The sequence below is a fragment of the Arthrobacter zhaoguopingii genome (assembly GCF_009828605.1).
GTDB lineage: Bacteria > Actinomycetota > Actinomycetes > Actinomycetales > Micrococcaceae > Arthrobacter_D > Arthrobacter_D zhaoguopingii.
Genome location: NZ_WIAE01000013.1, coordinates 50,741 through 72,756, shown reverse-complemented (window position 1 = coordinate 72,756; position 22,016 = coordinate 50,741). Strand labels below are relative to the sequence as shown.

At 67.8% G+C, this 22,016-nt stretch carries 26 protein-coding genes and 2 pseudogenes; 13 read left to right on the top strand and 15 right to left on the bottom strand.

Features of this window, described 5'->3' with window-relative positions; translation table 11 throughout:
- The 3 genes and pseudogenes from GVV77_RS15190 to GVV77_RS15180 all read left to right on the top strand — a co-directional run.
- Nucleotides 1-234, top strand: a pseudogene (locus tag GVV77_RS15190) (hypothetical protein); the annotation flags it as partial.
- Nucleotides 235-884: 650 nt separating this feature from the next.
- Entirely contained in the window at nucleotides 885-1,265 is a 381-nt protein-coding gene (locus tag GVV77_RS15185) for a hypothetical protein (RefSeq protein ID WP_159619753.1), read from the top strand.
- 169 nt (nucleotides 1,266-1,434) lie between these two features.
- Nucleotides 1,435-1,863 (top strand): DUF732 domain-containing protein, encoded by a 429-nt coding sequence (locus GVV77_RS15180; protein ID WP_159619752.1) that lies wholly within the window; start codon nucleotides 1,435-1,437, stop codon nucleotides 1,861-1,863.
- Between the two features lie 53 nt (nucleotides 1,864-1,916).
- Here the strand turns inward: GVV77_RS15180 and GVV77_RS15175 are convergent, their stop codons facing one another.
- A complete protein-coding gene (locus GVV77_RS15175; RefSeq protein ID WP_120167438.1) occupies nucleotides 1,917-2,144 on the bottom strand; it encodes a DUF2188 domain-containing protein in 228 nt (75 codons plus the stop codon).
- A gap of 162 nt (nucleotides 2,145-2,306) precedes the next feature.
- Between GVV77_RS15175 and GVV77_RS15170 the strand changes: the two genes are divergently transcribed.
- On the top strand, nucleotides 2,307-3,092 hold the full coding sequence (locus GVV77_RS15170) for a hypothetical protein (protein ID WP_159619751.1): 786 nt from the start codon (nucleotides 2,307-2,309) through the stop codon (nucleotides 3,090-3,092).
- A 91-nt stretch (nucleotides 3,093-3,183) separates the two neighbouring features.
- On the opposite strand, the gene GVV77_RS15165 is transcribed toward GVV77_RS15170, so the two are convergent.
- Together GVV77_RS15165 and GVV77_RS15160 are read right to left on the bottom strand one after the other, a co-directional pair.
- Nucleotides 3,184-3,540, bottom strand: a complete 357-nt coding sequence (locus tag GVV77_RS15165; RefSeq protein WP_159619750.1) for a hypothetical protein — start codon at nucleotides 3,538-3,540, stop codon at nucleotides 3,184-3,186.
- Between the two features lie 131 nt (nucleotides 3,541-3,671).
- Nucleotides 3,672-3,974 (bottom strand): DUF4193 domain-containing protein, encoded by a 303-nt coding sequence (locus GVV77_RS15160; protein WP_120167448.1) that lies wholly within the window; start codon nucleotides 3,972-3,974, stop codon nucleotides 3,672-3,674.
- 264 nt (nucleotides 3,975-4,238) lie between these two features.
- Here GVV77_RS15160 and GVV77_RS15155 point away from each other — a divergent pair, with 264 nt between their 5' ends.
- Nucleotides 4,239-5,045, top strand: a complete 807-nt coding sequence (locus GVV77_RS15155; protein ID WP_159619748.1) for a GAF domain-containing protein — start codon at nucleotides 4,239-4,241, stop codon at nucleotides 5,043-5,045.
- 35 nt (nucleotides 5,046-5,080) lie between these two features.
- On the opposite strand, the gene GVV77_RS15150 is transcribed toward GVV77_RS15155, so the two are convergent.
- Entirely contained in the window at nucleotides 5,081-5,821 is a 741-nt protein-coding gene (locus tag GVV77_RS15150; protein WP_159619746.1) for a hypothetical protein, read from the bottom strand.
- A gap of 219 nt (nucleotides 5,822-6,040) precedes the next feature.
- Between GVV77_RS15150 and GVV77_RS15145 the strand changes: the two genes are divergently transcribed.
- The 3 genes from GVV77_RS15145 to GVV77_RS15135 all read left to right on the top strand — a co-directional run bounded on the left by GVV77_RS15145 (nucleotide 6,041) and on the right by GVV77_RS15135 (nucleotide 7,450).
- Nucleotides 6,041-6,484, top strand: a complete 444-nt coding sequence (locus GVV77_RS15145; RefSeq protein WP_159619744.1) for an SRPBCC family protein — start codon at nucleotides 6,041-6,043, stop codon at nucleotides 6,482-6,484.
- A 91-nt stretch (nucleotides 6,485-6,575) separates the two neighbouring features.
- Nucleotides 6,576-7,223 carry a hypothetical protein gene (locus GVV77_RS15140; RefSeq protein ID WP_159619742.1) on the top strand — a complete coding sequence of 216 codons (648 nt, stop codon included), beginning with the start codon at nucleotides 6,576-6,578 and terminating at the stop codon, nucleotides 7,221-7,223.
- Nucleotides 7,223-7,450, top strand: coding sequence for a helix-turn-helix domain-containing protein (locus GVV77_RS15135; protein WP_120167460.1), 228 nt, complete (start codon nucleotides 7,223-7,225; stop codon nucleotides 7,448-7,450). The genes GVV77_RS15140 and GVV77_RS15135 overlap by 1 nt, the downstream gene beginning before the upstream one ends.
- Before the next feature lie 54 nt (nucleotides 7,451-7,504).
- On the opposite strand, the gene GVV77_RS15130 is transcribed toward GVV77_RS15135, so the two are convergent.
- On the bottom strand, nucleotides 7,505-7,771 hold the full coding sequence (locus tag GVV77_RS15130; protein WP_159619740.1) for a hypothetical protein: 267 nt from the start codon (nucleotides 7,769-7,771) through the stop codon (nucleotides 7,505-7,507).
- 149 nt (nucleotides 7,772-7,920) lie between these two features.
- Complete coding sequence (locus GVV77_RS15125) at nucleotides 7,921-8,478, bottom strand: MarR family winged helix-turn-helix transcriptional regulator (protein ID WP_159619738.1); 558 nt, start codon at nucleotides 8,476-8,478, stop codon at nucleotides 7,921-7,923.
- A 261-nt stretch (nucleotides 8,479-8,739) separates the two neighbouring features.
- Between GVV77_RS15125 and GVV77_RS15120 the strand changes: the two genes are divergently transcribed.
- Entirely contained in the window at nucleotides 8,740-9,042 is a 303-nt protein-coding gene (locus GVV77_RS15120) for a DUF4193 domain-containing protein (protein ID WP_133403603.1), read from the top strand.
- Between the two features lie 27 nt (nucleotides 9,043-9,069).
- Here the strand turns inward: GVV77_RS15120 and GVV77_RS15115 are convergent, their stop codons facing one another.
- Nucleotides 9,070-9,393 carry a hypothetical protein gene (locus GVV77_RS15115; protein WP_159619736.1) on the bottom strand — a complete coding sequence of 108 codons (324 nt, stop codon included), beginning with the start codon at nucleotides 9,391-9,393 and terminating at the stop codon, nucleotides 9,070-9,072.
- Between the two features lie 131 nt (nucleotides 9,394-9,524).
- Nucleotides 9,525-10,748: pseudogene (locus GVV77_RS15110) on the bottom strand (alpha-hydroxy acid oxidase); the annotation flags it as partial.
- A gap of 227 nt (nucleotides 10,749-10,975) precedes the next feature.
- On the opposite strand from GVV77_RS15110, the gene GVV77_RS15105 reads away from it, so the two are divergent.
- Nucleotides 10,976-11,623 carry a GNAT family N-acetyltransferase gene (locus tag GVV77_RS15105; protein WP_159619732.1) on the top strand — a complete coding sequence of 216 codons (648 nt, stop codon included), beginning with the start codon at nucleotides 10,976-10,978 and terminating at the stop codon, nucleotides 11,621-11,623.
- Between the two features lie 57 nt (nucleotides 11,624-11,680).
- Here the strand turns inward: GVV77_RS15105 and GVV77_RS15100 are convergent, their stop codons facing one another.
- Both GVV77_RS15100 and GVV77_RS15095 read right to left on the bottom strand, forming a co-directional pair.
- A complete protein-coding gene (locus GVV77_RS15100) occupies nucleotides 11,681-12,340 on the bottom strand; it encodes an alpha-ketoglutarate-dependent dioxygenase AlkB family protein (protein ID WP_159619730.1) in 660 nt (219 codons plus the stop codon).
- Nucleotides 12,337-13,125 carry a phosphatase PAP2 family protein gene (locus GVV77_RS15095; RefSeq protein WP_159619728.1) on the bottom strand — a complete coding sequence of 263 codons (789 nt, stop codon included), beginning with the start codon at nucleotides 13,123-13,125 and terminating at the stop codon, nucleotides 12,337-12,339. Before GVV77_RS15095 ends, GVV77_RS15100 begins: the two co-directional genes overlap by 4 nt.
- Before the next feature lie 96 nt (nucleotides 13,126-13,221).
- Between GVV77_RS15095 and GVV77_RS15090 the strand changes: the two genes are divergently transcribed.
- A complete protein-coding gene (locus GVV77_RS15090; protein WP_159619726.1) occupies nucleotides 13,222-13,884 on the top strand; it encodes a pyridoxine/pyridoxamine 5'-phosphate oxidase in 663 nt (220 codons plus the stop codon).
- A 6-nt stretch (nucleotides 13,885-13,890) separates the two neighbouring features.
- On the opposite strand, the gene GVV77_RS15085 is transcribed toward GVV77_RS15090, so the two are convergent.
- On the bottom strand, nucleotides 13,891-14,892 hold the full coding sequence (locus tag GVV77_RS15085; protein WP_159619724.1) for an NADP-dependent oxidoreductase: 1,002 nt from the start codon (nucleotides 14,890-14,892) through the stop codon (nucleotides 13,891-13,893).
- A gap of 145 nt (nucleotides 14,893-15,037) precedes the next feature.
- Between GVV77_RS15085 and GVV77_RS15080 the strand changes: the two genes are divergently transcribed.
- Nucleotides 15,038-15,586, top strand: a complete 549-nt coding sequence (locus tag GVV77_RS15080) for an acyl-CoA thioesterase (RefSeq protein WP_159619722.1) — start codon at nucleotides 15,038-15,040, stop codon at nucleotides 15,584-15,586.
- A gap of 106 nt (nucleotides 15,587-15,692) precedes the next feature.
- Here GVV77_RS15080 and GVV77_RS15075 read toward each other — a convergent pair whose 3' ends face one another.
- Nucleotides 15,693-17,015, bottom strand: coding sequence for an APC family permease (locus GVV77_RS15075; RefSeq protein WP_246199855.1), 1,323 nt, complete (start codon nucleotides 17,013-17,015; stop codon nucleotides 15,693-15,695).
- Between the two features lie 89 nt (nucleotides 17,016-17,104).
- On the opposite strand from GVV77_RS15075, the gene malQ reads away from it, so the two are divergent.
- Entirely contained in the window at nucleotides 17,105-19,285 is a 2,181-nt protein-coding gene (gene malQ, locus GVV77_RS15070) for a 4-alpha-glucanotransferase (protein ID WP_159619718.1), read from the top strand.
- A 45-nt stretch (nucleotides 19,286-19,330) separates the two neighbouring features.
- Here malQ and GVV77_RS15065 read toward each other — a convergent pair whose 3' ends face one another.
- The 3 genes from GVV77_RS15065 to GVV77_RS15055 all read right to left on the bottom strand — a co-directional run bounded on the left by GVV77_RS15065 (nucleotide 19,331) and on the right by GVV77_RS15055 (nucleotide 21,958).
- Nucleotides 19,331-19,609, bottom strand: coding sequence for an acylphosphatase (locus GVV77_RS15065; protein WP_159619716.1), 279 nt, complete (start codon nucleotides 19,607-19,609; stop codon nucleotides 19,331-19,333).
- Nucleotides 19,610-19,657: 48 nt separating this feature from the next.
- On the bottom strand, nucleotides 19,658-20,350 hold the full coding sequence (locus tag GVV77_RS15060; protein WP_201293254.1) for an alpha/beta hydrolase: 693 nt from the start codon (nucleotides 20,348-20,350) through the stop codon (nucleotides 19,658-19,660).
- Nucleotides 20,351-20,617: 267 nt separating this feature from the next.
- The gene (locus GVV77_RS15055; RefSeq protein ID WP_159619714.1) at nucleotides 20,618-21,958 is read right to left on the bottom strand and encodes an ABC transporter substrate-binding protein; all 1,341 of its coding nucleotides are present in this window, start codon (nucleotides 21,956-21,958) and stop codon (nucleotides 20,618-20,620) included.
- Between the last annotated feature and the right edge of the window lie 58 nt (nucleotides 21,959-22,016).

The following is a 22,016-nucleotide window of genomic DNA, read 5'->3' as shown; positions in this document are numbered from 1 at the left end:
CTGAGCTGGGGAGCACACACCGAACCGGCACGCCTGGAACAAATCGGCGGCCTCATCGTCACCGTCGCCAATATCGCAATCGCGGTCGGCGCAATCATCGGGGGCGTGCTGGTCGACAGCGTATCGGCCAGCGCAACCCTCATCATCGGCGGTATCCTCGCCCTCCTCGGCGGACTGGTCCTCACCAGCCTCCGCCGACGGGCGAACCACATCCCCACCCCGGCAAGCAACTAAACCCCCGCCCGGCGCCGGCTCATAAGTCGAACCGCCGCCGGACGGGACCGGCTGCATCCCAGCATCACGCCGACAGTATAGATGGCCACTGGTGAAGGTCCTTCGTTGTTTCCTGCAACGTGATGCGCAGCTCATGTCAGAGAGGTCATAGATCCGCAACAGTCGGCGCCGGGACGGGGTTGGCGATTGGTCGGTAGATCTCACGGTCGACGCAGCGTCTAAGACCACGCATGATCTCCCTTTTGCTCTTGCCTTCCCCGGTGAGTCTGGTGAGAGAAGTACGTAGTCCGTCACACGTTCACCACACGGAAACGGTGAAATACGATCACATGTCATGGCCTTTTCGTGTCGCCAGCAATGTCTAAATTCCGCGGATCATTGGCGCCATGACAGGCTTTGGCAAGTATTGAAATAAGCCGTCCCCTGAGAAAGGTCAGGGGTTCGATTCCTCTAAGCTCCACTGTTCCCGCGGATTCCGGCGCCCTGCACTGATCGTCGAGGACTTCCACCGGGCCGGCCGCGTCGAGGCCACATACCCGGACTCGCAGTCCCGATCATCCTGCGACGTACAACGGAAGGGTAACGAACGCCGCGTTCTCTCATTGTGCGTGGGGAGATGTGTCACTCTCGTTCGAAGAACTGGGGGACCAATGACGAACATCGCCGAGGAGGCACGCGGGACGGGCTTGCGTAAGCTCGTCGTTCTTGGCCTCGCGGGATGCGCAGTGTGGTACCTGTTGGTCAAAGAGCTTGTCCACATATTCATCCGCCAAGCTTTCATTGAATCCCGACTCTACTGCCTTGAATTTTTCTTGCCCGAGGGGTGGGACCCAGGCTTGGCGGGCCCGTACGAAGGTAGCGGCGACGAGCTGGTTTTTCCCCTTGGCATCGAATGCCGGTTCTGGGAAGTAGGCACGGCCGAAACGATCATCGTCACTGAGTACTTCGTTCTGGCAACGTTGTTCGCCCTCTTGCCAGCTGCGATTCTCGCTCTGGGTGTCATCCGTCGCCTGTATGGACGGCGAAGCTGAGCGCCCGCCCGGCCGGAACGGTCCGCACGACACCTTTGCCTTCGGTGACGTCCGGTCCAGTGTGTAGAAACCGGACGACGCCGGGATGCCTGCTGGACGGATCCACCGCAGCGGGAGCGTGCTGACCGGGCACTAGAATCAGAGTCGAATACTTCCTAGGAGGGACCCCTTGAAACACCCTGCCGTTGTAGTGCTCGGCATCGCGGGACTTCTCCTCGCCGGGTGCGGCACCGATGCCCGGGCGGACGCGACTGCTGACTACCTCACCCCGGGGGTGAAGGTGGCCGTCTCGGCGTTGACGGACGAGGAACTGCACGAGAAGGCGTTCCTCGACTACGTCCGCCGGGAACATCCGGACCTGCAGTTCACGAAGGGCGACCAGATCATCACCATCGCCATGAGCTTCTGCAGGATGTACGACCAGGGCGGGGCAGCGCAGGATGCGAGCAGCCTGATCCGCGCGGGGGACGCATGGGGTATGTACAAGACTGGGGAACTGAGGACTATTTCGGGGGCCGGTGTCGCCTCCTTCTGCCCGCAGTACGTCAACAAGTTCCGGCAGGAAATGGCGATGCCGAAGGAGCTGACCCTCGGGTGACGGGCGGTGTCCGCCCCGTCACCATTGGCCGTGCGGCATGAGGCCGGCAGCGGTCAGCCGCTGACGCTGCTGGGGTCGTTCCCGTAGGAGTTCCGTTCCCCGATGGTCCCGTCAATATTCCTGATAATGTGCTCCACTTTTTCAGCCTTGGCGACACTCCGGCCGATTCCGGCGGCCTCTTCCTTGGTGGCAGAAAGGCCCCAGGGCTTGTCATCGACCGCCTGGCGCCGATTCATCCACAAGCCCACCTCGTGGAACGTTTCGATGTCTCCCCTCGGCATGGGATCTCCTTTCGTCGGACCATTGAGCGTCACGATACCGAGCGGAGAACGACGTCGGCCACCTATTCCTTCGAGCCGTCCGGCGGTTCGGAATGCGGGCCGGAACCTCCCGGGTAATGGAATTGCGTGAAAGAATGTGCAATCAAACCCCGAGGAGGCATCGTGGCCGAGACAAGGTTGAGCGGAACCCGAAGTGCAGTGCGGGAGCAGGACAGCGATCCCGCTGTCCTAGCCCTGTCGGTCCTCACAGTGGTGGTTTCGACCGGGCTGGTCGGCGTGCGGCTGCTGGCCGGGCGCAGGGTGAAGAAGGCCGTCGCCGCGAGTGCCAGGATGCTGGCTATCGACACCGCCGTCACGCTTCATGAGAAGGCCTGGAAGCTTGCCGGGGGCGACCAGGACGTCGCCGGAGTGCATCACCGGCTTGACCGCGCCTACGCCGATGTCTCCGCCCTGGTGCTGGACCTCGGCGGGGCGGGGCGGGCTCCTTATGAGGGTCCCACCTTCGAGGAGAGGCTGCGCCTCGCGGTGGGGGAGGCCAGGACGGCGCTCGACCGCTTCGAAGCGTTCACGCCGGCGGATCCGGAACGCATCATGGCCGAGGTCAGCAGCACCCGGGACGTCCTCGAAACGGCTGTCAGGCCGCGGGCTGAGGAGGCCGGGGTGCCGTGGATGTCCGAGGAGCTGGTGTCACAGTGGGACCATCTCAACTGGGAGCCCTACCGCTTCCTCGAAGAGGGTGGCGGCGCGGACGCCCTCGCCGCGGCTGTCGACCGCTACCTTGAGGACGGCCGGTCCAATGAGGACCTGCTGGCCGCGCTGACCAGAATGAAGGGTGAGCTTGAGGACCGGCGGGACTGTGCCTATGTGATCGGCTTGCTCATCGACTTCACCTTCGACCTGGCCGAAAGCTTCGGCGCCCGCCCCTCGAAGGGGTCGCAGCGGACCTGACGGTCCGGGCCCGGGGAAAGGTCAAAGACAAGGTAGGGAAAACGGCGCCGGAAACGGAGCAGGCCTCAAACCCGGAAGGGGTCATACCCCACTAAGCCGCACGCTCGCGTGCGCCTGCGCAGGCGGGTGCCTCGGCAGCCGCAAGCGGCGCCAGGAGCAGCTGGCGTTGGCGGTCCGTGAAAAGTTCGGGGAAGCTGATGGCCAGGTGGGCGCCGTAGAGGGAGCAGCAGATGTAGTAGATCCCATCGGTGCCGCCCATGACGGTGCTGACCAGAGCCCTGATCCGGGGCAGGTCCACGGCCCGGCCCCGGCTGGCCATTGCCCGGGCGGCCCCGTGGTAGTCGGTGTGTTCCTCGGACTCCCGGGAAGCCTCGGCGGCACCAAGAAGCTGCTCGCGTGTCCAGGGACGATCGAAGATCTGCGGTGCGGGAAGGACGGCGGTGTTCATGGTTTTCCTCGGTGGCCCGGCCTAAACGTCGTAGTCAGACTATGTGCTGCCACTGACAATTCGGCGCCGAACCCGCCCCCGGATGGGCGCGGGTCCGACGCCGAAAGAGGCCGGTCGGGGAAGCTCCGCCTTTAGCCTTCGCACTCCCTGCAGTACTTGGCGCCGTTCTTATCCAGCGCCAGCTGGCTGCGGTGGTGGACGAGGAAACAGGACATGCAGGTGAACTCGTCCTCCTGCACGGGAACGACTTCCACGAGCAGTTCGTCATCGACGACAGCTCCCGGAAGATCGAAGCCTTCGGCGGTGTCGCCGTCCTCGACATCGATCAACGCGGTCTGCGTGGTGGCGCTGCGTTGGGCCTGAATCGCTTCGAGCGATTCGTTGGCCGGCTGGTCTTCCTGCGCGACGCGGGGGGCGTCGTAATCGGTTGCCATGGGGGAATTGCTTTCTTCTAGGAATGGACGCTGCACCAGAGTACATGCCGGACCTGTGAAGGAAAGTCATGGACCGCTCCGGGCAGGAGCCCTAGAGTTGACGGTTCCGTTGTCTCCGGGGCGTCTCCGCGGAAATGGCCCCGAGTCGGCGGAACCGGCCACAACGCGTTCTCACGTTCTCTCCTCCGTCCGCGCTCTTTCAGTTACGGTTGACGGATAGACAAAACGTTACTGGAGTGAGAGGTGGGGTGGCGGGTGCCTGCAATGGACAGGTATGCCCAGCAGTGGCTGAGTATCGAAAGCGCCTCGGCCGCCGGGCTCGACGCCTATGACCTATGGCTCAATTACGCCGGGATGGGTGGCCGTCTCGATCCGCTCGACGTCGAGGCCTACCTCTACGGGCTCCTGGTGCTGCCCTCCCTTGAGCGGGACCTGGTCGCCCACGCCATCAATGAGATGCTCGAGGACCGCGGGTCCACCGTCCAGCCCGCGCCCTACAGCACGGGTGAGGTGTCGGCGGCCGCCGGTTACTCCGGCCAGCTCGGTGGCTGGCTCGACCCAGCTCTCAGTACGCTCGGTGCCGTCGGCGCAATCCAGGCCATTCAACGCGAAGCGGAGCTGCGGCGGCTTGAGTCACTGAGCAGGACCGGGCTTCTCAACACCGCGGGGGAATCGCGGTTCGACCAGATCACCCGGCGCGCCCAACGCCAGTTCGGTGTCAGTTCGTCCTCCATCGCCCTGATCACCGCGGACAGCCAGTTCATCAAGTCTCTCGCGGGACCTATCGGCCAGAACCTGCCCCGCGACGTTGCGTTCTGCAACCAGACCATTCGCGCCGACAGAATGCTCATTGTTCCGGATACGCTCAAGGACGCTGTCTTCAGCTCAAGTCCGCTGGTCCAGGGGGAGCCGCATATCCGCTTCTACGCTGGCCACCCGCTGACCGGTCCGGGCGGCTGGAGGATCGGAAGCCTGTGCGTCATCGACGACAAACCGCGGGCATTCAGCGACACTGACGCAGCCAACCTGGAATCCCTCGCGGTGCTCGCGCAGCAGGAAATTGACGCATAGGCCCAGCGCCTTACCGCCTGCGGATGCGCGCGGCGCTAGTCCTGGGGCCGGTGCCGGGCAAAGGCGACGACGGCGCCCGCAAGCAGGATGAGCGTCCCTGCGATCCCCGCCACCCGGCTGACCTTCGCCGTGCTGGCGGCCGCAGTGTCGGGCGCAGCCGCTTCGGCGGCCTCTTCCTCCGCCGGGGCCGCTGATCCTTCGGGAAGCTGGCTGGCGAAAGGTGCCGTCGCAAAGGGTGCGGTTGCGAACTTGGGCACGCTGGGCTTGAGCTTGGGCGGAACGACCACCTTCGGCGCGGGGGGTGCTGCCGGGAGGACCTGGGGCGCGGGAACCACGGGTACGGAGACCGGCGGTTGCTGCAGCACCGGTGCCACCGGGGCCACCGGGGCCACCGGGGCCACCGGGGCCACCGGGGCGGGCGCGGGCGGCGCGGGCGGAGCGGGCGGCGCGGGCGTCGGTTCGGGCGTTGGCTCGGGCGTCGGCTCCGGGGTGGGGACTTCCGGCGGCGGTGGAGTCGTCGGTTCCACCGGCACGGTGGGCGGAGGGTCCGTCGTGGGCAGGGGCTCGGGCTCCGGCGGCCCCGGATCGGTGGGCGGCGCCGGCTCGCCCGGCGGGGGCTCCTGCTGGCCCTTCTGCTGCCCGGGTGGGACGTGTCCGTCCTTTTCCGCAGTCACCTGGACGGCGTACGCGCTCACACCGGGTGATCCCAGGAGGATCACCGTGCTCAGCGCGACCGCTCCCGCCGCCGATTTCAGCCAGCTCTCAGCCTTACGCACCGAATACTCCCCAGACTGCAGGGGCCTCCGCCCTGCGGACCTTACCTTATCCGGAGGATCCGAGGAACACACCAACAATTTACCGGGGGACGGCTCTTGCCATTTCGCCGGGTTGGTGGCAGCCGGGATGCGTTGCGCGCTGTTACGCGCCGGCACCCTCAGGGCACCCGGTGCTGGGACACGCCGGGGCGTGCCGGGTTGGAATGCAATACTCGGGGAATGAGCGTCTACTTCGAGCGCACCACCCTCTCCCCGCTGCCCGTGCGGGAGCTGTTTGAACGGTCCCGCAGCATCGACGCGCACCGGGAATCGATGGCGCACTCCCGCGAGCGGGCCGTGGCAGGGGTGACCTCAGGGACAATTTCCCTCGGCGAGCAGGTGACCTGGCGGGCGTGGCACTTCGGCCTCCCCTTTTCCATGACCAGCCGCATCACCGAAATGGAGCCGCCTCACCGGTTCGTTGACGAGCAGGTCCGGGGTCCGTTCCGCAGCTTCCGGCACGAGCACGAATTCCGCGGGGAACACGGCGGGTCGGTGATGATCGACCGCATCGAGTTCTCGGCGCCGCTGGGCCCCCTGGGGCGCGTGGCCGAGCGGATCTTCCTTGCCGCCTACCTTCAGAAGCTCATCGATGTCCGCAACGAGTACCTGGCCAAGCCCTGACCGAAGCGGGAGCGCCGCCCTTGACCGTCCGGGCGGGTGGAGATAGGTTATCGAAAATCATTAACAACGATTTTCAATAAAGGACGACGCTATGGGACCCAGAAGCGGAAAATCTCCATCGAAGCTCAAGCGGGCTTCTGCGCCGGTCATGTCCCGCGCCGAGGCCGTGTTCCTGATGGTCGTGGCGGCCGTTGTCGGAGTGGTGGCCACAGCCCTCGCCGTTTCCGAGATCCGGGCCCTCCTCAGGGGGCCGGTGACGCTGGACCTTCCCCTCCGGAATGTTGCCGCGCCCCGGGTCGACGGCGTCGTCGAGGAAGTGCGGGGGGCACGCTACAGCAGTGTCGAGGTGGCCTTCGAGTCGGTGCCCGTCACCGAGGGGCTGCTGCTCGCCGTCTCGGCGGGGCTTCAGGCCCTGATCGTCGTGGCCGTGTGCGTGCTGGTGTGGGTCCTGTGCCGGCGGATCGTGGCGGACCGGACCTTCACCCGGGGCGCGGAAGGGGCCATCGGCGTCGTGGGCATCCTCGTGGCGGTCGCCGGCACGCTGGCCCAGGCACTCGGCTCCGCCGGGAGGGACCGGCTTGTCGGGCATTCGGGCTTGTTCCCCGGGGCGGACAACAGGACTGTCTTCTTTCTTGAGTTCAGTCCCACCCCGGTGGTCATCGGGCTGGTGATGGCGCTCTTCGCGGCCATCGTGCACCGCGGCCGGCGGCTCCAGGACGACGTCGTCGGGCTGGTCTGATGCCTGCCGAGTCCGAGGAACGCATCCATTGCCGCCTCGACGAGCTGCTCGAGGCAAGGGGTATGACCCTGACCGAGCTCAGCCGCCGGGTCGGAGTAAGCCTGGTCAACCTGTCGATCCTCAAGAACGACAGGGCCAGGGCGATCCGCTTTTCGACCCTGGCCGCGGTGTGCGAGGCGCTTGACTGCCAGGTGGGCGAGCTGCTGGTGGTGGCGGATCCCGGCTGAGCCGGCCCCGGGGCGCGGTCCATGCCGGCCAGTGCGCGCGGCGCGCTGTCCCGCTTAGCCGGAACGGTCGCCGCGGCGTCCGGCCAGCCGGGTGTACATCCGCCCCAGGGGGGCCAGCCATGACATCACGAGCGCGATCGTGAAAACCTCGCTGACCAGGGAACCGGCGCTGCCTGCCGGGATGAATTGATGGACTGTGAGCAGGGCGGCCGCCAGCAGCAACCCCTTCTTGAGGACCCGCAGCGTCGGCGGCGGCAGCGGCCGGGGCCAGGTGTAGAAACTTTCGCCCGGTTCGACGTCGTAGGTCGTCTCGGATTCCATATGCCCCCTTGCTGATGAATTCGGCCGTCCGCTCGCGTGGTAGCAGCCGGGCTCCTCATTAAGCCTACGCGGTCCGGCAGCCCGGCCGGCTGTCAGCTTCCGGCACAGCGCCGGACGGCGGCAGGGCCCGATTCCGGTGCAGCGGCGAGTCAGGCCGAGGGGCCGGTGCCCCCCGTGGCGTCCTGACTGGTCCCGGCCGCAGGCGTCGGGTGCTCGTCCTGATCGAGGACCTCGCGCATCCTGGTGAGGAAGTCGATGACCGCGCGGGCGTCACCGTCGCTGAGTGAGGCGGCCACCGCCATCATGCGGGCGTGCATTCCACCCAGGGTGGCGCGGACTTCGGCATCGGAGCCCGTTGTCGGCCGGATCACCAGGGCCCTGCGGTCGGTGGGGTGGTCCTCCCGGCGGGCGTGCCCACTGGCTACCAGCCGGTCGATGAGGGTGGTTGTGGAGGCGGAGGAAATGCCAAGCTTCGTTCCGAGGTCCTTAGGGCCGATCCGCTCACCGGCCTGCTCGGCCTGAAGGAGGAACCGGACGGCGAGCAGGTCGGTTTCGTTCATCCCCATGGAGTCCCGGGTCCGCCGCCGCATCGCGGTCTCCGCACTGCGGTAGTCCCTGAGCGCGTTGAGGACGTTTAATCCGCGCTCCAGGTCCGGCTCCGGGGCGTACCAGTAGCCGGATGAAGGTCTGGAACGCTGCTGTGCCATAGCGCAATGCTAGACCATCTGGTAGTGAGGGGGCCGAGGCGTCCAGTCCGTGGGCGCGCGTCCTGGGATCGCCCCCGGGGAGGGTGCTGCTCGCCCCTTCAGCAGCGTGCCTTGCGGAACTGTCTTGGTGCGTTCTCCGTGAATATGACAAGGCTCCCGGCATAAACCACCTAGCATGTCAAAGCCATCCCGATTTCCCGTTAGACTCGGTTGCTGCAACAGGCTTCCCAGCTCCGACACCCCCATCAGAACGGCTCCACCATGGCAACGGATTACGACGCACCCCGCAATAACGACGAGGACAAGGAAGCGGAGTCCCTCGAAGCGCTTCAGGCGAACCGTGGAAGCAGTGCGCAGTCCTCATCCGTTGACATTGAGGACGGCGACACGGCGGAGGGCATCGACCTGCCGGGGGCGGATCTCTCCGGCGAGGAACTCCTCATCCAGGTGATTCCGCCGCAGGATGATGAGTTCACCTGCGCCTCGTGTTTCCTGGTCCGGCACCGCAGCCAGATCGCACTCGAGAAGAACGGCCTGGCCTACTGCAACGAATGTGAAGGCTAGCGGCCGGGTCGCAGGCGAGCCCCGCTGCTAGGAGGCCTTGGATCCGTACCACCAGTGGACAGGGGCCGTTTCGGGGGCCTCGCCGCGCACCGGAAGGTGGAGAACTTCACCGGCCCGCCGGGGCCGGGTGAGCAGCATCCGCGCGCCGGCCAGCAGCGCCGCCGGAAGCGAGACCAGGGCGGCCACCGCGAGGGCGTAGATGGCGATGAAGGCATGGATCGGGGACTCGGAAAGGCCCGCGATGAAGTCCGCGCTGCTCAGCCCCAGCCACAGCCAGAACAGTCCGACGGCGAAGAGCGCGGTGCGGGCACGCCGGTAGCTCAACGGATACCGCACCCGTTCACGCTGCATTGTGTCTCCCCAGACTTTTGGTGTGGCCCGCACCCCCACGGGCCACCCTCCGAATACTAGCGGCCTCCTCCCCGGTTTCGGAGGTTCGAGATGGAATTGAGACCTTCCTGCCCGGTGGAGGTTCCGGCCGGCAGCATCACGTGCTCGGGACCGAGATCCTCAACCCGGTTCACGCCGAGCAGCTGCAGCGTCCGCACGGTCTGGGCGGCAAGAATTTCGATGGCCCGGTCCACCCCCGCGCGGCCCCCGGCCATCAGGCCGTAGAGGTAGGCCCTGCCGATCAGGGTGAAGTCCGCACCGAGGGCGAGCGCGGCAACGATGTCACCACCGCTCATGATTCCGGTGTCAAGGATGATGGCCGTCCTGCCCCGCAGCTCGCCTGCCACCTGCGGGAGCAGCTGGAGGGGGACCGGCGCCCGGTCGAGCTGCCGTCCGCCATGGTTGGACAGGACAATGCCATCGGCGCCGTGGTCGACCACCCGGCGGGCGTCCTCAAGGGTCTGAATGCCCTTCACCACGAGATTTCCCTTCCACACCCCGCGCAGCCAGTCGAGGTCGTCGTACGTCAGGGTCGGGTCGAACATCGAGTTGATCAGCTCGGCGACGGTTCCCGGATAGTGGGACAGCGAGGCGAAGGACAACGGCTCGTGGGTGAGGAAGTTGAACCACCAGCCGGGCCGGTAGGAGGCGTCGGCGACCGTTCGAAGAGTCAGTGCCGGAGGGATGGTCAGTCCGTTCCTGACATCCCGCAGGCGTGCTCCCGCGACGGCGGTGTCGACCGTGACCATCAGGGTGTCATTGCCGGCGGCGGCCGCCCGGTCGATCAGTTCCAGCGAGCGTCCCCGGTCGGTCCACAGGTAGAGCTGGAACCAGTTGCGCCCTGCGGGGGCGGCCGCCGCGACGTCCTCGATCGAGGCGGTGCCCATGGTGGAGAGCGTGTAGGGGATGCCGGCGGCTTCGGCGGCGCGGGAGCCGGCGTACTCGCCCTCGGACTGCATCATGCGTGTGAAGCCGGTCGGCGCGATGCCGAAGGGCAGGGCGGCCGTGCCGCCCAGGATCCGGGTGGTGGTGCTGACCGTTCCTACATTGCGCAGGATGGAGGGGCGGAACTCAAGGTTGAGAAATGCGTCGCGGGCCCGGGCCAGGGAGATTTCCGCCTCCGCCGCTCCGTCCGTGTAGTCGAACGGCGCGGTTGGGGTGCGGCGCTTGGCGAGTGCGCGCAGGTCTTCAATGGTGTTGGCGCGACGGAGCCGGGCCGCGGTGCCGAACTGCGGCCGGCGGAACTGCAGGAGCGGGGCGAGGTCGGCGGTGCGGGGGATGCGGCGTCGGAGTGCGGGGGGAGTGTTCGACTGCATGGGAGGTGCCTTTGCTGGTGCCGGGCCGTCTGCTGGGCACCAGAGACTACGTGGGGAATCTGAGCCCGCGCAACGAAGGTCCAAGGGTCGGTCCGTGCCCGGCGAAAGGCCGCTCAGGCCGCGAAAAGACGGTCAGTGCCCTGAGGTTTCCCTTTTCCCGGTTGTCTACTAGACTGCACGGACTGGTCAAGCAGGAGGCCATGGAACCACCACAGTGGAGCCCAACCATGGATGAAAACGCCCAAGTACTGGATCACCCCGGCAGCGCCCGTCCCGCTGTCACGGACCCCGCGTCGCTTCCGCGAATTTCAAGACTCGCGCTCGGTGCGACCCGCCAGGTGGACGATGCGGAGTACCCTGCCAATCTTTCCGAAGTTCCCACACGCCAGCTCCGTGCGCTGTGCAACCGGATCTACCAGCTCCTTGACTGCGAATACCCGACCATGGAGACACGGGACCGGTACGAAGAACTTGTCGAGGAACTGGAGCGGAGGGAGTCCGCCGTCGAAGCGCAGGTCGAACCCGCCGGGCTGCGGGAGGTCTTCCGGGACAATGTGCTCTTCTCCCGGTTCGAGCTCTACCGCAATGGGGTGATGGCCGGCTACGTCCAGTATGAGATGAGGGGCGGTGATGTCCTGCTGCTTCACGCCGTTGTCGATCCCCGCTTCCGCAAGCTGGGCCTTGAGCCCTTCCTCATGCAGTCGGTCCTGCTCAACGCCCACCGGCGCCGCCTGGCCATCACGCCGTACTGTCCCGAGGCCCAGGAATTCCTTCGGGCGAACCCCCACTATCTCGCACTGCTTCCGCCGAGGCAGCGCCGCCGTTTCAAGGTCATTTCTGCCGCCAAGTCAGCTGCGCAGGAAGGCAGGCGGTAACCCCTCGGCAAGCGCGGCGGCTGCGCCGGCACCTCTCGGGGTCTGCCCGCAGCGGCGCTAGAGTCCCGTGGCCCGCAGGGTGATGTTCAGCCGGCCGGTGAGTCCGAGGAGGGGATCGGCGGAGCCGGCGCGGGTCCCGAGCACCCCGTGGTAGGCGAACCGTGATGGTCCGCCGAAGACGAACAGGTCGCCCGATGCCAGCACCAGATCCTGCCACGGCCGGTTCCGGTTCTCGCTGTTGCCAAAACGGAAGAGGCATTCATCGCCCAGGCTGAGGGACACCACGGGGGCGTCGGAGCGCTCATCCCTGTCCTGGTGCATTCCCATCTTCGCCGCGGCGTCGTAGAAGTTGATGAGTGCGGCGTCCGGGGAGTAGGCGTCCCCGCTGCCCGGGCCGTAGGCGGCGTCGAGCGCCGCCCGCCCCAGCGCGCCGAGGTCATCCGGAAATGGAGCGACCCGGCCGCCGCCGGCGTCGTCGGCCGTGCGGCTGTACCGGTAGGGCTGCCAGTGCCAGCCGAGGCACACTGTCCGCACCGACATTGCGCTGCCGGTGGGCATCCGTGCCGCGCGCATGGGGACCGGACCTGCCGCCCAGCCGCGGCAGGCGGCCACGAGTTCCTGCTGCTGCGCGAGCGTGAGCCAGTCCGGGACGTGCACCGCTCCGGGGGCGATTTCCTTGCGCTCCCGTGGGAAGAGGGAGTCGCCCGGGCCGGTCACGACTCTGCCGGCGCCCGCCGGCGGCGCACCGTCAACAGCAGGCGGTGCATGGTGATCACCACTGCGAGCCAGGCCAGGCCGAGGGTCCAGGCAACGACGACGTCGGTGAGCCAGTGATGGCCGAGGTAGACGCGGCTCAGACCCATGGTGACGGCGAAGAGGGTGGCCGCGGCGACGGTCAGAACGGGGGCGCGCCGTCCCCGGGACCGGCGCAGGACGAGGAGGTAGGCCACCACCCCGGCAATGACGATGGCATTGAGTGAGTGTCCGCTGGGGAAGGACGGGGAGCTTTCGAAAGGTGGGACCGCCGCGTCCAGGGGTGGCCGAAGCCGGCCTACGGCTTCCTTTCCGGCGATGGTCATCAACAGCGACCCGAAGGCCGCCGCGGCGATGATGATGACCGGGGTCCAAGACCGGCGGCGCAGCGCCAGCAGCGCCATGACCGCCACCGTGAGGATCGGCATGCCGACCGGGCCGCCGATATACGTATACCCGGTGATGAACGCGTTGAGCCAGGGCTCGCGGAGCGAGAGGGCGAGGTCAAGGGCCGGCTGATCGAGGGCCGCCACACCATCGGACTCCACGACGGATTCGTACACCTCTGAGGAGGCCGCCGTCAGGGCGGCGGCCAGGCCCCCGCCGATGAGCAGAATCAGCAGCAGGGCCCAGTGCGGTCCGACCCAGCGCACCAGCGGTGAGATCATCCGCACGAGCCATCGGCCCGCCGGAGTGACCCAGCGGGTCACATCCCTCGGGCCGACGTACTGGTTTTCCTCCGGGGTCATGGTTCGACTCTAGCGACGGTACGGGAGGATTCGCACGCTGGATTCCGCAGGGTGAACTCCTGCCCCGGGCGCCGCCGGTGCCGCTAGGCTGACCGCATGACCGACTCGACCCCCGCTGCCGACCTTCTCCGCTCCGCCCCTGTTTTCCCCCAGGACATGCCGTCCTTCGAGCCCGCGTCGGCGCCGGCGTCGCCCCTGCCGCTCTTTTTGGAGTGGCTCGAGGCGGCCGTGCGGTCCGGGATTCTTGCCCCGCACGCCGTCAACCTTGCCACCGTCGGCGAGGACGGGCTCCCGGACGCGCGGATCGTGATCCTCAAGGACGTTGACGTTTCGGGGTGGTCGGTCGCCTCAAGCACCGACAGCCCCAAGGGCCGCCAGCTTGCCGCCAATCCGTCGGCGGCGCTGACCTTTTTCTGGCCCGAGCTGGGGCGGCAGGTCCGGGTGCGCGGGGCCGTCAGCGTCGCCGGCCCTGAGGACAACGACAAGGACTTCCAGCGCCGGCACCCCTCGGCCCGGGCCCTGGTGCTTGCCGGACGCCAGAGCCAGGTGCTCGGGACCCCCGGTGAGGTCGAGGCCGCCGTCGGGCGGCAGCTGGAGCAGCTCGAGGCCCAGCCCGGGCTGGGATCGGAGACCTGGGCGGTGTTCACCGTGGAACCGGCGGCCGTGGAGTTCTGGCAGGCGGACCCCGAACGGCGGCACACCCGGCTCCGCTACACCCGCACGGGGGATTCCTGGCGGACCGACCGGCTGTGGCCCTGAGTCCGGCTAGACCCGCACCACCATCTTGCCCGTGTTGGCGCCCTGCATCATTCCCAGGAAGGCCTCGACCGAGTTCTCAATGCCATCGACAACGGTCTCATCGAAGACGACGCTCCCATCGCTGAGCCAGCCGGCCATCCGCTGGGTGAATTCGGGCTGGAGATCCTGGTGCTGCCCGACAAGGAACCCCTCGAGGCGGAGGGTCCGGGTCACGATGTTTCCCATATTGCGCGGCCCCGTCGGCTCACCCTCCGTGTTGTAGGCGGAGATGGCCCCGCACAGCGCGGCCCGGCCGCCTCGGTTGAGAACGTCAAGTGCCGCCTCCAGGTGTTCCCCGCCCACATTGTCGAAGTACACGTCGATGCCGTCCGGGGCCGCGGCACGGAGCTGGTCGCCGACGGCTCCGTCCCGGTAATTGAACGCCTCGTCGAATCCGTACCTCTCCTTGAGCAGGGCCACCTTCTCCGCCGAACCCGCGGATCCGATGACCTTCGAGGCGCCCAGGAGGCGGGCGAGCTGCCCGGCCACGGAACCAACAGCCCCCGCCGCCCCGGAAATGAACACCGTTTCCCCACTCCGCAGCCCCGCAATCCGCAGCAGGCCGGCATAGGCCGTCAGCCCCGTCATGCCCGCGGCGCCGAGGTAAGCGGAGAGGGGAAGGGCGGTCTCGGGCACAGGAGTGAACTGGTCCGCCTGGCCCTGGGCGACGTCCCGCCAGCCGAGGAAGGACAGGACGGGCGTGCCCACCGGGAGCGAGTCCGCCGTCGACTCGATGACCCGTCCGACCGCGCCACCGGTCATCGCCGCTCCAAGCTGGAAGGGCGGTATGTAGGAGGGAGTGTCATTCATCCGGCCCCGCATGTACGGGTCGACGGAGATGAACTCGTTGCCGACCCGCACCTCGCCCTCCGTGAGGGCGGGCAGTTCCTCCGTGACGGTTCGGAAATCGTCCGGGGTGGGGGTTCCCACCGGCCGTGCAATCAGCTGGATCTGGGTACTGGTGGTCATGGATGGGCTCCCTGGGATGGACGGGTCGACTCTGGCGGCAACTGAAGGAGACGGCGGTTTGTTCCGTCTCTTGGAGCCGGCTGGGCTCAAAGGTGCCTCCGCCGGACCAGTGGCACCCGATGTTACCGGCTAGTAATCTGAGCCGATGCACTTACTCCTCCGCACCCTCCTCCTGCTCCTGACCTCACGCCGCCGGTCCGCACTGGATGTCTGGGGGCAGTCCTCCCTTCCGCTGCGCGTCCTGCCGACGGACATCGACATCGCGATGCATGTCAACAACGGCATGTACTTCTCCCTCATGGACCTCGGCCGCTTCGATCTGATGGTCCGCAGCGGGGTCTGGTCAAGGATGCGGCGCAGGGGCTGGAGTCCGGTGGCGGCAGGGGAGACCATCAGCTTCCGCAAGTCGCTCCGGCTGGGACAGCGGTACTCGATCGAGACGAGGATCATCGGCCTTGACGACCGGGCCGTCTACTTCGAGCAGCGGATGGTGGCGGACGGTGAAATCTATGCCCGGGCCTTCATCGCCACCCGGCTGGTGTCGGCCGGCGGGCCGGTCGAGAACGAGGAGATCCTCAAGGAGTTCGGGCACCCGCCGGCCGACCTGGTGCTCCCGGAATGGATCCACCAGTGGAGGCTGAACAATGCCCTGCCGGGGAGCCGGCGTCCGGCACCCCACTCCTGGGCGGCCTGAGGAAGGGGCTGGACGCCGGAACCGGCCGTGCCGCCGCCTCGTCGGCGGCTCGACGGGTCGGCGCGGGCGGCGCACTCCTGCCCCTGCCCCTGCATCTGCCAAGCCGTCAGGCGGGCAGGCTGCGGCGGCTTCGCACGAAGCGCCCGGCGGCGTACAGCACCAGCCCGACTGCCAGCAGAATGGCCGCGCGCAGCCAGATCGCGCCGTCCTGCTGGCTCAGCAGCAGGAGGCAGGAGCCGATGGCGAGGTAGGGGATGACGGCGGGGATGCTGAAATGGGCGTGCTCCACCCGGTCGCGTTTGAGCACCAGGACGGCGATATTGGTGGAGAGGAAGACGAACAGGAGGAGCAGCACCACCGTCTCGGCAAGGGAGGCAAGGTCTCCCGTGAGCGTGAGCGCCATGGCAGCGCCCGTGGTGACGACGATCGCCACCCAAGGGGTCCGCCGGTTCGGCAGGATCCGTCCCAGCGCGGAAGGAAGCAGGCCCTGTCCGGCCATTCCGTAGGTGAGGCGGCTGGCCATGACAAGGGCGAGCAGCGCCCCGTTGGTGACCGCGACGAGTGCCACGAGGCCGAAGAGCCATGGCGGGATGCCCGCCCCGGTGGCGGCGACGACGTCGAGCAGGGGCGAGGAGGACCCTGCAAGGTCCTTCGACGGCAGGGCGGCGGAGGCCGCAAGGCCAATCAGGAGGTAGACCACCCCGGCCGTGAGCAGGGCGCCGAAGAGGGCCCGGGGATACACGCGGCTGATCCCGCGCACCTCCTCGGCCACGTTGGCCGACACTTCGAACCCGACGAACGAGTAGTACGCAATGAGCGAGGCCCCAAGCACCGCTGCGGCCGGATTGACGCCCGGGGTGAACTCGCTCACGCGGGAGACATCGCCGCCGCCGTTCAGGACGTAGAACGCCACCAGGCCGATCACCAGGAGGAGCCCGGACACCTCGATGACGGTCATGACGAGGTTGCTCCTCACCGATTCCCGAATCCCGCGGGCGTTCAGCAACCCCAGGAGCGCGAGGAACACGAGGGCAGCCGGCGTCGCCGGAACATCCACGAAGGCGGCGAGGTAGTCCCCTGTGAACGCCAGGGCGAGGCCGGCTGCGCTCGTCACCCCTGCCGCGAGCATGCAGAATCCGACCAGGTAGGAGATGATCGGCCGGCGGAAAGCCCGTTCGGCGAATACGGCCGCTCCGCCGGCTCGGGGGTACTTGGTCACAAGCTCCGCATAGGAGCCGGCCGTGAGCAGTGCAAGTCCCAGTGCGGCCATCAGCGGCACCCAGAGGGCTCCACCCACCTCCTTGGAGATCACTCCCACGAGGGCATACACCCCGGCGCCGAGGATGTCGCCCAGGATGAAAAAGAAGAGGAGCCGCCCGGTCACGGTGCGCTTGAGTCGGGTGTCGCTGTGTAGCTCAGAAGTGGTCACTAGGGAAGTGTATTGGAAAATGCTAAGTCGGCTGATGAAACTCCTGTGTCGGGTGGAGCAGTCCGGGTCCGCCCGCCTACATTGGGACAATGAGTCCATCCGAAACGGTCCCCCTGCCTTCACCCACCCCACTGCAGCGGCTGGCCGAAGCGCACCGGGTGGGAGCGACGTTCCAGGGCTGGGACGGGTCGCTTCAGCAGGTCCAGCCCGAAACCCTCGTCGCGGTTCTTGCCGCGCTCGGCGTTGCTGCCGACACCCCCGGGGCCGTCGACGCCTCGCTCGCCGAGGCTGAGGACGCGCCCTGGCGCAGGCTCCTGCCGCCGGTCGTCGTCGTCCGCGCCAGCGCCGTCGAGCCTGTTCCCCTCTCCATCCCGGCGGGGGCCGACGTCGAGGTGTGGGTCGACGCCGAGGACGGGCTCCGTTACACCGGCAGCGTGGACGGGGGGCCTGCCGGGTTCCGCACCCTCGACGGCGCTCCCCTCGAGCGGGTCAACGCCGCCCTTCCGCACTCGCTGCCGCTCGGCTGGCACACCCTCCATGCCCGGGCCGGCGAACGCACCGGAACCTGCACGCTGGTGGTCACTCCCGACCGGCTGTCGACAACCGCCGAGCTGCTGAATTCACGGAACTGGGGCCTGATGGCGCAGCTGTATTCTGTTCGGTCCTCGACCTCGTGGGGGATCGGAGACCTGGCGGACCTGGGCCAGCTCGCCGGGGTGGCTGCCGAACAGGGCGCCGGCTTCGTGCTGGTGAACCCGCTGCACGCCGCCGAACCCGCGCCGCCGGTCGAACCCTCGCCCTACCTGCCGACCACCCGGCGGTTCTTCCATCCGATGTACCTGCGCATCGAGGCCATCCCCGAGTACGCGCGGCTGGACGCGGAATCGCGCCGGATCGTGGACGGGCTCGCGGCCGGATTCCGCGACGCGAACACCACCACTGACCTGCTGGACCGCGATGCGTCCTTCGCGGCGAAGCTCACGGCCCTCGAGCTGATCTTCGCCGTGGAACGGCCGGCGCAGCGGCAGTCCGACTTGGAAGACTACTGTGCCGGGCAGGGACAGGGGCTCGAGGACTTCGCGCTCTGGTCCGCCCTGGCCGAGACCCTCGAACCCGGGGCACCGGAGTGGGACGAGGCAGGCAGGCCGGGCACCCCGGCGGCCCGCCGGGCCCGGGAGCGGTTCGCGGCGCGGGTGGAGTTCCATCAATGGCTCCAGTGGCTGTGCGACGAGCAACTGCAGGAGGCCCAGCTGGAAGCCACCGATGCCGGAATGGCAATCGGTATTGTTCACGACCTCGCAGTCGGGGTTCACCCCAGCGGCGCCGATGCGTGGGCGCTGCGGGACGTGCTGGCCCAGGGGATCAGCGTCGGGGCCCCGCCGGACATGTTCAACCAGCACGGGCAGGACTGGAGCCAGCCGCCGTGGCACCCCGAGCGGCTGGCCGAATCCGGATATGCCGCGTTCCGAGACATGCTGCGGAATATTCTCCGGCATGCCGGAGGGATCCGGGTCGACCACATTCTCGGCCTGTTCCGCCTCTGGTGGATCCCGGCCGGAGCCGCACCCGGCGGCGGAGCCTACGTGTATTACGACCACGAGGCCCTGATCGGGATCCTCGCCCTGGAGGCGGAGCGGGCGGGGGCGCTCGTTGTCGGCGAGGACCTCGGCGTGTTCGAGCCAGGCGTCCAGGAGTATCTGGCCGAGCGCGGAATTTTTGGCACCTCCATCCTGTGGTTCGAGCAGACCGGCAGTGGACCGCGGCCCCCCGAGGAGTACCGACGGGCCTGCCTCACCACCGTGACCACCCACGACCTCCCGCCGTCGGCCGGTTACCTGGTCGGCGAGCACGTCGTGCTGCGCGAGTCCCTCGGGCTGCTCAGCCGCCCCGTCGAAGAGGAGCGCGCAGCGGATCGGGCGGTCCAGGAGAGCTTCCTGGCGCTGCTCCGCGAGCGGGGACTGCTGTCCCGCGGGGAGGCGTCGGTCCAGGAGACCGTCGAGGCGCTCCACGCGTTTATCGCGCAGTCACCGTCGGCGCTGCTCGGTGTTGCGCTTGCCGACGCTGTCGGGGAACGCCGCACGCAGAACCAGCCGGGAACCAACAATGAATACCCCAACTGGCGCATCCCGCTGGCCGACGCCGGGGGCCGTGCCGTCCTGCTTGATGAACTGGCCGAGAACCCGCGTTTCCTGTCCCTGGTGCGGGCGCTGCACCGGCCCGCTCCCGTGGCCGGGCAGGCAGCTAGGCCGGGGGGCCCGGCGGAAGGCTGATCGGGCCGGCAGAGAACGACGGCGCGGGCGGATGGCAGCTGCCGGTCAGGATCCCCGGAATCCGGTCAGTCCCCCGGAGGGGGCGGTGATCACCGCGTCGACGCCGGCCACCCGGCCTGGGGTGCTCCCGGAGCGCAGCCGGCTCAGCAGCTCGCGGAGCGCCGGTTCCGGTCCTTCGGCGACAATGTCCACAGAGCCGTCGTCGCGGTTCACTGCGGTGCCGACGAGGCCGAGCTGCTCCGCCTGGAGCCGTGTCCAGTAGCGGAAGCCCACCGCCTGTACCTCACCGGAAACGACAGCTTCGAGCCGCTGGTGCCCGCTCATGGCCTTCCCTCCCTGCCGCAGTAGAACCTGAGCACGTCCCTGATCCCACTAGACGCGCTGGTGCCAGTTGAGCCAGGAGGCGGCCTCCTGGGCGATGCCGGCCGGGACGGTGTGGGGTCCGTCGAACTCGCGGTACGCCACCTCGTATCCCTCCTGCTCGAGCGCGGGGACGACCTTGCGGCTCGTCGATGAGATCGGCAGCACCGTATCGCCCGTGCCGTGCGAAATGAACATCGCCGGTTCGCCGCTGCGCGGGGCCGGCGGGATGAAGCCGGGGGAGAAGGCGACGATGCGCCGGAACAGGTCGCCGTTGGCAAGGCCCAGCCCCAGGGCGTAGGAGGCGCCGTCGGAAAAGCCGCCGATCCCGACCATCGACGGATCGATGGCGACCAGATCGAAGACCTCTGTAAGGGACCGGTTGATCACATCGACGTCGGGCCCGTAGGTCTCCCGGATGGCGTCCCAGGTGGAGCCCCGGGAGGCGGGGGAGAGGATGACGATGTTGTACTGGTCCGCGATGCGGCGCAGCAGCGCCAGCCCGCCGGCGGCGTCGCCCCCCGCGCCGTGCAGGGCGAGAAGCAGCGGAGCGGGCCGGTCGGCCTGCAGGCCTTCGGGCACGTACACGAGGGGATCACGCCGCGCCTCGAGCCCCAGGGGGTGGACCCCCTTCATCGTCCGGTCGTGCTGCGCATCCGGGTCGGGCCGCGCCGAGAGCAGCGCCGGGTTTTCCTGATTCTGCACGCTTCCTCCCGGAGGTCCGCATCCAAAAACCGCTGTCAGCAGCGCACACTGGCCGGCCCCCAGAAGAAAATCGCGGCGCGTCACCACAGATGTCAGTTTAGGGGAGGTGATGCCGTTAGGGCAGGGCCGCGGGAGAAGGTTTCGGCAGGGAACCTGCCGGTAAAACAGATCACCACCCCCGCCGGTGCGGCGGAGGTGGTGATCCGGGTAAGCGGGCGGCCCCGGGGCGGGGCCTCCCTGTGGAGATGGCCGCGGGGCGGCCGGTCGTTACTCCTTGACGGGGATGGACTGCGACTTCAGGGACTCGACGGTCGCTTCCTCGCCGGAGGCAAGGGCATCCATGAGGGTGCCGTCGCCGCCGATGGCCTTGCCGAACCCGTCCGAGACGTCGGTGTAGGTCTGGGTCATCGTCGGGCCCCAGGTGAAGTTGGGGTCGACGTTCGAGGAGGCCTCTGCGAACACATCGTAGATCTTCTGTCCGCCGAAGTACTCGACGCCACCGCTGAAGGCCTCGAGGTCCGTGGCCGACTTCGCGGCGGGGTAGAGCCCGCCGAGTTCGTTCGCCAGGGCCAGGGCTTCGGGGTCGGTGTTGAGCCACAGGGCGAACTGCGCCGCCTCGTACGGGTGCTCCGAACCCTTCAGGACCGCGGTGGAGGAACCGCCCCAGTTGCCTGCGGCCGTTCCGCCGTCTTCCCACTGCGGCATGGGCGCCACGGCCCACTTGCCCGAGGTGTCGGGGGCGCCGGTGGCCAGTGTCGAGGCACCCCACACCGCCGAGATCCAGGTCCACTGGTCACCCTCGTTGAACGAAGCGTTCCACTCGTCCGAGAAGGAGGGCAGGGTCGAAACCTGGTCCTTCTCGAGCAGTCCCTGCCAGTAGTTGGCGACCTGCTCGGACTCCTCACCGGTGAGGTTCACATCCCAGCCCTCGTCGTCGTTGGAGAACCACTGACCGCCGGCCTGCCACACATTGCCGGCGAACCAGTTCACGTCGCCGCGGGGGAAGTTGGTGATGTAGGAACCCTGGGCCTTGATCTCCTCCGCTGCGGCAGCGTATTCCTCCCACGTGGTGGGAACCTCGATGCCGGCCTGCTCGAAGAGATCCTTGCGGTAGAACATGGCCATCGGGCCGCTGTCCTGAGGCACCGCGTAGACGGCGTCGTCCTCGCCGAAGGTCACCTGGCCCCAGGTCCAGTCAACGAACTGGTCCTCGGCGTCGGAGACGTTCTCGCAGGCCGCGATGTTCTCGAGGCCGTCCTGGACGCGGAAGTTCGGCAGGGCGTCGTATTCGATCTGGCCGAGGTCCGGCGCGTTGCCGGCCTGCAGCTGGTTGAAGAAGTTCTGGTAGGTGCCCGAGTTGCCGTTCGGTCCGGTCTGCACCTCGACCTGAATGTCGGGGTTTTCCTCGTTCCACAGGTCGACAACCTTGTCCATGCCCGGAACCCAGGTGGTGAAGGTCAGGTCGACGGGACCGGACGACGGCTCGCACGAGCTGCCGCCTTCACCGCCGGCCGTGGAGTCGCCTCCGCCGCCGCCTGCGCAGCCGGCGAGGGTGAGCGCAGAGACCATGGCAAAGGCTGCGGTGGCTTTTCCGTAATGCGCGCGCATTTTCTTTTCCTATCGGTGGGGGGTGCTCCGCGGCGGTTGCCGCGGAGCAGGTTAGTGG

Excerpts from the sequence above, each read along its gene's own strand:
- GVV77_RS15185 (WP_159619753.1), top strand. The coding sequence starts at position 885 with ATGACGAACATCGCCGAGGAGGCACGCGGGACGGGCTTGCGTAAGCTC.
- GVV77_RS15105 (WP_159619732.1), top strand. The coding sequence starts at position 10,976 with ATGGATGAAAACGCCCAAGTACTGGATCACCCCGGCAGCGCCCGTCCC.
- GVV77_RS15080 (WP_159619722.1), top strand. The coding sequence starts at position 15,038 with ATGCACTTACTCCTCCGCACCCTCCTCCTGCTCCTGACCTCACGCCGC.
- GVV77_RS15115 (WP_159619736.1), bottom strand. The coding sequence starts at position 9,393 with ATGCAGCGTGAACGGGTGCGGTATCCGTTGAGCTACCGGCGTGCCCGC.
- GVV77_RS15175 (WP_120167438.1), bottom strand. The coding sequence starts at position 2,144 with ATGCCGAGGGGAGACATCGAAACGTTCCACGAGGTGGGCTTGTGGATG.
- GVV77_RS15135 (WP_120167460.1), top strand. The coding sequence starts at position 7,223 with ATGCCTGCCGAGTCCGAGGAACGCATCCATTGCCGCCTCGACGAGCTG.
- GVV77_RS15055 (WP_159619714.1), bottom strand. The coding sequence starts at position 21,958 with ATGCGCGCGCATTACGGAAAAGCCACCGCAGCCTTTGCCATGGTCTCT.
- GVV77_RS15165 (WP_159619750.1), bottom strand. The coding sequence starts at position 3,540 with ATGAACACCGCCGTCCTTCCCGCACCGCAGATCTTCGATCGTCCCTGG.
- GVV77_RS15140 (WP_159619742.1), top strand. The coding sequence starts at position 6,576 with ATGGGACCCAGAAGCGGAAAATCTCCATCGAAGCTCAAGCGGGCTTCT.
- GVV77_RS15160 (WP_120167448.1), bottom strand. The coding sequence starts at position 3,974 with ATGGCAACCGATTACGACGCCCCCCGCGTCGCGCAGGAAGACCAGCCG.
- GVV77_RS15095 (WP_159619728.1), bottom strand. The coding sequence starts at position 13,125 with ATGACCCCGGAGGAAAACCAGTACGTCGGCCCGAGGGATGTGACCCGC.
- GVV77_RS15155 (WP_159619748.1), top strand. The coding sequence starts at position 4,239 with ATGGACAGGTATGCCCAGCAGTGGCTGAGTATCGAAAGCGCCTCGGCC.
- GVV77_RS15145 (WP_159619744.1), top strand. The coding sequence starts at position 6,041 with ATGAGCGTCTACTTCGAGCGCACCACCCTCTCCCCGCTGCCCGTGCGG.
- GVV77_RS15130 (WP_159619740.1), bottom strand. The coding sequence starts at position 7,771 with ATGGAATCCGAGACGACCTACGACGTCGAACCGGGCGAAAGTTTCTAC.
- malQ (WP_159619718.1), top strand. The coding sequence starts at position 17,105 with ATGAGTCCATCCGAAACGGTCCCCCTGCCTTCACCCACCCCACTGCAG.
- GVV77_RS15120 (WP_133403603.1), top strand. The coding sequence starts at position 8,740 with ATGGCAACGGATTACGACGCACCCCGCAATAACGACGAGGACAAGGAA.
- GVV77_RS15125 (WP_159619738.1), bottom strand. The coding sequence starts at position 8,478 with ATGGCACAGCAGCGTTCCAGACCTTCATCCGGCTACTGGTACGCCCCG.
- GVV77_RS15085 (WP_159619724.1), bottom strand. The coding sequence starts at position 14,892 with ATGACCACCAGTACCCAGATCCAGCTGATTGCACGGCCGGTGGGAACC.
- GVV77_RS15090 (WP_159619726.1), top strand. The coding sequence starts at position 13,222 with ATGACCGACTCGACCCCCGCTGCCGACCTTCTCCGCTCCGCCCCTGTT.
- GVV77_RS15065 (WP_159619716.1), bottom strand. The coding sequence starts at position 19,609 with ATGAGCGGGCACCAGCGGCTCGAAGCTGTCGTTTCCGGTGAGGTACAG.